The organism is uncultured Campylobacter sp., from assembly GCF_937997405.1.
Lineage (GTDB): Bacteria > Campylobacterota > Campylobacteria > Campylobacterales > Campylobacteraceae > Campylobacter_B.
The window spans coordinates 1-7,636 of the sequence record NZ_CALKTL010000034.1 but is presented as its reverse complement, the minus strand read 5'-3'; the positions used below and the strand labels follow the sequence as shown (position 1 = coordinate 7,636).

Sequence of the window (7,636 nt, the reverse complement as noted above, 5' to 3'; positions counted from 1 at the left end):
GAATTGCGAGGTCGCTCCCCTTCCCGCCCCAAACCCCACTCATCCCCCGACGACGCTTTAAGCGGGGCGGACTGCGTCCGCGTTATTTAAATTGCGGCTTGCGCCGTATATTTGGAATTTTAAATTCTACGTAAAATTTAAAACCGCGAGCCGCAAAGTATTTCGACGCAGCGAGTATAAAGCGGCAAATTTAAAATTTAGCGTGGTGAGTCAAAGCCGTAGCGAGCCGCAACCTGTGCGCAAGCGAGTGTAAATTTAGCCGCGCCTTAGCATTGGTACAAACGCAGAGTAAATTTTACAATCTCGGCTAAATTCAAGAGCAAATTTTGCAAGCGCAGGCAAATTTCACAACCCCGAGCAAAATTCTACAAAATCTCCCTGAAATCATACCCTGCGTTTTTGAGCGCCCAGGCGATGTCCTCTTGGTGAGCCTTGCCTTTGGTCTCAAGCGTGATCGTGATCTGCGCGTCGCCGTACTCGATATTGGTCGAGAAGCGGTCGTAGTCGATTTTGACAATGTTTGCGTTGGCGCGGCGCAAAATTTCAGTAAGTCCCGTAAGCGCGCCCGGCTTATCGACGAGCGTGACGTTGATCGTCATCTTGCGGTGCGATTTGATAAGACCCTTTTCGATGATGATGTTTAGCATCTGCACGTCGATGTTGCCGCCGCTTAGGATGATGCCGATCTTTGCGCCCGCGGGGAATGCAAATTTCGCGTTCATCAGCGCCGCTACGCCCGCCGCGCCCGCGCCCTCGACGATGATTTTTTGCTGCTCGAGCAGATAGAGTATCGCGCTTGCGATCTCCTCGTCATCGACCTGCACGAACTCATCGACGCACTCGATGATCGTAGAGAGCGTGATCTCGCTAGTGTCTCGCACGGCGATGCCGTCGGCGATGGTGCGGACGGATTTGGAATTTAGCGGCTTTTTCGCGACGAAGCTATCGTGCATCGCGGGCGCGCCCTTGGCGGCTACGGCGATGATTTTGATGTCCGGATTGATCTGTTTGGCGCAGCTGCAAACCCCCGTCGCAAGCCCGCCACCGCCTACGGGAACGACGATGTACTCAAGATCTGCGACCTCCTCGATCATTTCAAGCGCAATCGTACCCTGGCCTGCTTGGACGAACTCGTCGTTGAAGGGATGGACGAACGTTAGATTGTGCTCCTTGGCATATTCCAGCGCAAACGCGTACGCCTCGTCGAAATTATCGCCCTTTAGGATGATCTCCGCACCCAGAGCCTTCGTGCCGCTTACCTTAAGTAGCGGCGTGGCTTCAGGCATTACGATCACGGCGCGCACGCCGAATTTTTGCGCGCTCATCGCTACGCCTTGGGCGTGGTTGCCCGCGCTTGCGGCTATTACTCCATGTGCCCGCTCCTCGTCCGTGAGGTGGGCGATTTTATTGTAAGCGCCGCGAATCTTATATGCGCCGGTGCGCTGCAAGTTCTCGCTTTTTAGATACACTTCTGCGCCGTAAAGCTTGCTGAGCTTCGGCGCCAGAGCAAAGGGCGTTTTATAGACGAAATCGTTTATCGTGCGCTTTGCTTGGATGATTTTATTTAGATCAACCATCTACTTCCTTTCGTAATTTTAAATTTTGTTATTATACATATTTTAGGCGAAATTTTATCCCGCGCGCCGTCTAAATCCACAACTTCGGTTGTAAACCCGCCTAACTCCTGCGCTTTAGCAGCACGCCGCATTCGATATGGCTCGTATGCGCGAACTGATCGAAGATCGCAAATCTGCGCACCTCATGCGTAGCGCAAAGCGAGCGTAAATTTTCAAAAAGCGTCTGCGGATTACAGGAGATGTAGATTAGATTACGAAAATTTTTTATGAAATCAATCACGCTAGGCTCCAGCCCCGCGCGCGGCGGATCGATCAAGACGTGCGAAAAATCGTAGCTGAAAATATCGATCCCCTTTAGCCGCTCAAACTCGCGCCTGCGCGCAAACGCGCTCATCAGCTCATCCGCGCTAAGGCGGACGAATTGCGCGTTGCAAACGCCGTTGAGCTCGCAGTTTATGCGGGCATTCGCGATCGAGCTTTTTGAAATTTCACTCGCCAGCACGCGGTTAAATTTAGCCGCAAGCGGGATAGTGAAGTTGCCGTGCCCGCAGTACAGCTCCAGCAGATCGCGCGCAGCGGAGCTTTCTGGGCGCACGGCATATTTTTCGCAGCTAGAATTTTGCGCGGCGGACTGCTCGTGGCTCGAATTTTGCGCGATGAGTTTTTCGCTAGCTGAATTTTGCAAGCCTTGCTTTTCGCAATCCAAATTTTTCGTGGCGGAATTTTGTGCGTCCAAATCCTTGCGAGTGAAATTCTCATCCGTAGAGCTCTCGCATGCGGACGCGCGGTTAAATTTCGCGGAATTTTCGCCGCTAAATTCTGCACGAGCGAAATTTGCTTTAACGGAATTTCGGCAAGCGGCGTCAAATTCGGCGGAATTTTCAGAAGCAAAATTTCGATCCGTAGAATTTCGCGGGGCGGGCTCCTCGCAGCCGTAATTTTGCGCAGCGGAATTCTCCGCTATGGAATTCTTTGCAACGAAATTCTGCGCGACGCATACCTCACTCGTGCCATCTTTGCCGAAGTCCACGCAGCTTCTCGCCCAGGCGATCATCTTTTCGTTCACGCCGCGGTTGGGCTGGATGAAGGCATTTTCGCCGAAGCGAAATTTATAAACTCGCCCGTCCACGCAAAGCTCGTCTGTGAGGCTTAGCTCGCCGCTTAACAGCTTCTGTCCGCGCGCGCGAGCCATAACCCTGATGCCAAGCTTGCCCGCCAGCTCGCAAATCGCCTCCTGCTCGCGCTCGCCCAGGCGCTTGTGATAAAGCAGAGTCGCCAAAATCCCGCTAGCACACGAGATAAACTCGACGCCGAAGAGCTTCTCTTTTAAAGCTTCGCTCCGTCTAAGCGCCTCTAGCAGCCGCGGCATTAAATTTGCGATAGGAAGCGCCACCTTGGGGCATTCGTTAATTAAAATTTTCTTGCTACGTGCGCCGCCCATCGTGTAAGCAAGATCAAATGCGCTATGCCAAATATCGTACCAGATGCCAAATTCCGCCCTGATGCGGTAATTTTGCGGCTGTGAGGCAAAAAACTCAAACTCGCCGTCAAAAAATTCTCTAAATTTATCGGCGATCAGACGCTTTTTGTATGAAATTTGATCCTCATAGGGCTCGCCGAGCGTGCAGCTGCCGCAGCTACCGAAGCTTTCGCAATTCATACATCCACTCTTTTACCCACCACGCGCAATAAAAGAATGATAGCCGCGATACCCAAGATCAGACATCCCCACACGCTAAGCCCAAAGCCCGCAGGCAGGTAGCCGCAAACGATACTGATGCCGCAAACAACCAGCGCATAGGTCATCTGCGTGCTTACGTGCTCGATATGATCGCAGCCTGCGCCCATCGAAGAGAGGATCGTCGTATCCGAAATCGGCGAGCAGTGATCGCCGAAGATCGCCCCCGTAAGTACTGCGCTGATGTTTACGCACATGAAAACGTGAAATTCCTCGCCGCTAAGTCCGTATTTTTGCCCCACGGCGTGCGCTAACGGCACGGCTAAAGGAGTGACGATGCCCATAGTACCGAAGCTTGTGCCCGTTGAAAATGAGATAAACGAGCTAAGCACGAAGATCACGATCGCAAGAGCAAAGCGCGGCGTAGCGTCGCTTAGAAGCTCTACTAAGTATCGCGAAGTGCCAAGCTCTTTGATAACCGAGCTTAGCGACCACGCAAAAAGTAGGATTATGACGGTATTTAGCATGCTTTTCCAGCCGCCAACCCAGACCTCGATCGCCTCTTTGACGCCGTAAATTTTTTGCGCGATGCCCAAAACGACGGCGATGATCGATGAAAAGAGCGCGGATTGAAACAGCACTACCGAGGCATCTGCCGCGCTAAATGCAGTACGGATCGAAGTAAAGCTAAGAGGAGCTGCCTTGACCGCCTCCAAAGCCTCGCCCTCCAGCGAGCTGTAGCCGTTGAGATAAAATCCGATGACGGAAAGGACGATCATCGCTCCTAGCGGGATTATCGCGTTTAGCTTGCGAAGTGCGACGCCCTCTTTGGGCACGAAAATTTGATCCTCTAAATTTTTAATCTTAAAATCCGCAGCTCCGCTCTTTCCGCCGCGAGATGCGATCTCTGCGCGATACATCGAGCCAAACTCCCTACTCATCACTGCCGTGGCGACTACGAAAAAGATCATGAAAATGTTATAAAATCTATACGGGATCGTCTCCACAAAGACGGTGAAGGCGTTTATGTTTTCTACGCCGATCTGCGAGTAGGCCTCTTTAATCGCCGAAATTTCAACTCCGACCCAGGTGGAGATCACAGCGATGCCGGTGATCGGCGCTGCGGTCGCGTCGATGATGAAGGCGAACTTTGCGCGCGAAATTTTAAATTTATCCATAAGCGGCCGCATTATCGGACCCACGATCAGCGCGTTTGCGTAATCGTCGAAAAATATCACGATACCCATCAGCCAGGTGTAAATTTGACCCAAAACCGGAGTGTCGGCGTGCTTGCTAAGCCAGAGCGCAAGCGCCTTTGTGCCGCCGCTTTTGGTAACCAGAGCGATGAGCCCGCCGATACACATAACCTGAAGCAAAATACCCGCATTCCACGTATCCGCCATAGATTTTACTACGCGCGAGCACAGGTTCGTAAAGGCAAAAAGCGCCGAAGCAGCGATGCCGTGATCTACCATACCGACGAGAAAAGTCCCGCTTAGCACGCCCAAAAACAGCGACAAAATCACGTCCTTGGTGATAAAAGCAAGCACGATCGCCACGACCGGCGGTATCAGCGTCAGCATGCCGTAAAGCTCGCTGTTTCGCACGGCGGGCTCCACGTCCGCAAGCGCCAGCGCGGGCAAAAAAATCGCCGTAAAGATAAGCAAATTTTTCAACATTTTAATCCTTGATGATTGATAAAATTTTAAAATTTAACCTCCGATCGGGGGTTAAATTTTAAAATTCTGCGCGCATTGCAGCAATTATTCATAATTCACGCGCTTTCTTTTACGGTGATTTTTGAGCGCCTTAATCGCACAGCAAGCTCTACAATTTTGCTGCGTTTGCAATTTTGCGAACGCATTTTTAAGTAATTTGTCGCACAATAAAATCTCTCCGGTGCAAAATACCGCGCGCGGCGTAATTAAAAGCGTTTTATAAGCGAATTTAAAATTTTACTTAACATAGCAAAAGACCCAAGCCAAGGTAAAATTCCGCAACACTGCGACACTTGCTTTGTCGCAAGAGCGATAAATTTCTCGCGCAAAATTTGACGAAATCCTGCTCTTGATCGCAAACCAAAATCCCTCGGCAAAAATTTTATCGCGCATAAACGCACAAATCGCCATTTTTAAAGCTCGTCTGCACGTTTATAAAATTTCAGTGCATGCAACCTGCGCAAGCAAAGCGATAAAATTTTAAAGCGTTAAATTCTACCAACTCGCACTCGAAAAATCCGCTAAATCTATAGAATTTACAAAGCGGCAAAACTCTAAATTTAAAGCTCATAAGGCTTTTGTAACCCAAAAACGCTGCAAACCTAAAACGACGAAGCGGCGAGCGACCCTTTAAATCAAGCCTGCTTGCTAATTCTCACGCTCAGGTGCATCTTGCGGATCGCTCGTAAAATCATCGCTTGCTTGTGTAGGACTTAGTCCAAGCGAGCGCAAATAGCTCTGCGTAGCCGCTTCGCCACCTGCAAGCGCGTAGTCTAGCGCATTTAGCCCCGCCTCATCGACCGCCTTTTCGTTTGCGCCCGATTTTACGAGCAATTCAACGATCTGCTTGGTACTTTTTTGCGCCGCAAACATCAGCAGCGTCTTGCCCGCGCCCGAACGTTCACAGCCGTCGCTACGCTCGCCTAGCGATGCTAGAGCCTGAGCTTCGGCGCTGCCGATCTGGCGGACATTTACGCTAGCGTGCGAGTAGATTAGCAACTTTACGAGCTCATAATTTTTTGCCGCGGCGGCAAAAAATATCGGAGTTTGCCCAAGCGAGTTTTTATAGCCAACCAAGGCGCCTTTAGAGATCATAAATTTAGCGCTTTGAACGTTATTCATCGCGTAAAATAGCGAGTTTTCCTCGCCAGCATTCACCTGCGCGCCCCGATCGATCAAAGCGCCGCTAAAGCGCTCGTCATATCCTAGCAAAAGTGCCAGATCCAGGGCATTATCAAGCTCGTAAATCGCAAAATCCTTGCTAAAAAGTAGCGTACGAAACTCATCTGCACCTACTCCGCCTTTTAACGCCAGCTCAAGCTCACCGTAATCTCCCGCCTTGCGATCCTTTGCAGCATATGCGATAAATTCCGCTATCACGGCGCTTGCCAGCTCATCGGCGTCGTTTTTGTTGAATTTAGCGGCGAAATAATCTCTTAGCGCCTCCCTGGCTGCCGGGATCTCGCCCATGAAATTGCCATAAGCGATGAAATTTCCAATCTTGCGCTCGGAGTAAAATTCTAAGGCTTCGAGCGATTTTTCGCTAATTTGCGCGTAGTTTTTCTCTTTAGCATAGCTCAAAAAGCCCTCGCCATCCATCCCCGCAAATGCCAAGGTTCGCTCAAGCCTTTTTTCGTTCAGTAAGGCTTCGTTACCGACGCAATCGATATTTTCGTCCCTGATCTCAGAAGACGCGCTTTTTAAATTTTGCAAAAATTCTGCGCCAGCTAGCGAGCCTTTACAGCCAAAATCGCTTTGCAGCAGCTCCTCGTCGCTCAAACTCGCGCCGAAAAATCCGCGCGCATCCTCCTGCATCTGCTCGCAAGAAGCGCCAAAAAGCGTGCCGCAAAAAACAAACGAACCCATTAGAATTTTTCGCATCGCTACCTCGAATTGCATTTGAAGCGTTATTTTACCTTTAAATTTATTTATTAAAACTTAGTGCGGGCGGTGGAATTTTATGGAATTCCTTTCAGCCTTATAAAATTTTGCGGAATTTTTAAAATTTTACGGCGTGGCGGCGAGCAGCGTTAAATAATGGTAGTTATAGGCGCAGCAATGGAGGGCACTATATGAGGGCACAGCGATCGGCAGGCTAAAATTTTAAAATTTACGCGCGAGCTAGCGGTAAAATAAAATTTTGCAAGCTGTACAAATCTGGCGGAATTCCGTGCTAGGCTTATCGTGAAATAAAATTTTTTCAAGTGGAGCCCGTTCCGTGGAATTCTACGCGCATTAGTAGAGAGATAGAATTTGCGAGGTAAAATTCCTCGCAGAATGAAAGAATTTTGCGCGCTCTTGCGGAGTAAATTAAAATTTCGCCGCACAAAATTCCGCGCCTAGCGCAAATTCCGTCGCGTTAAAATTTAGCGAATTTCAATCTGATGGAGTTTAACACGACCGTTACGGAGCTAAAACACATCGCCGCAGCACCGTACATCGGCTTTAAAAGCACGCCGAGCGCCGGATATAGCGCGCCTGCTGCGATCGGGATACACACGGCGTTGTAAAAGAGCGCCCAGAAGAGATTTTGCTTGATCGTCCGCATTGCGGCTTCCGATAGGCGGAATAGATATAGCACGCTTGCAAGGTCGTTTTTTATAAAAATCACGTCGCCCGCGCCCTTGGCTACGTCGCTGCCGCCGTTCATCGCGACGCCGATG

At 50.2% G+C, this 7,636-nt stretch carries 3 protein-coding genes and 3 pseudogenes; all 6 read right to left on the bottom strand.

Annotated features, from left to right (window positions below; all coding sequences use genetic code 11):
- Positions 1-365: 365 nt before the first annotated feature.
- Positions 366-1,577, bottom strand: a complete 1,212-nt coding sequence (ilvA, locus tag Q0372_RS01715; RefSeq protein WP_298101766.1) for a threonine ammonia-lyase — start codon at positions 1,575-1,577, stop codon at positions 366-368.
- A gap of 100 nt (positions 1,578-1,677) precedes the next feature.
- Positions 1,678-2,283, bottom strand: a pseudogene (locus Q0372_RS01710) (methyltransferase domain-containing protein); the annotation flags it as partial.
- A 387-nt stretch (positions 2,284-2,670) separates the two neighbouring features.
- Positions 2,671-3,237: pseudogene (locus Q0372_RS01705) on the bottom strand (tRNA (uridine(54)-C5)-methyltransferase TrmA); the annotation flags it as partial.
- The gene (locus tag Q0372_RS01700; protein WP_298101764.1) at positions 3,234-4,934 is read right to left on the bottom strand and encodes a Na+/H+ antiporter NhaC family protein; all 1,701 of its coding nucleotides are present in this window, start codon (positions 4,932-4,934) and stop codon (positions 3,234-3,236) included. The gene Q0372_RS01700 and the pseudogene Q0372_RS01705, both read right to left, overlap by 4 nt.
- 687 nt (positions 4,935-5,621) lie before the next feature.
- Positions 5,622-6,872 (bottom strand): ankyrin repeat domain-containing protein, encoded by a 1,251-nt coding sequence (locus Q0372_RS01695; RefSeq protein ID WP_298101762.1) that lies wholly within the window; start codon positions 6,870-6,872, stop codon positions 5,622-5,624.
- 460 nt (positions 6,873-7,332) lie between these two features.
- A pseudogene (locus tag Q0372_RS01690) lies at positions 7,333-7,636 on the bottom strand (heavy metal translocating P-type ATPase); the annotation flags it as partial.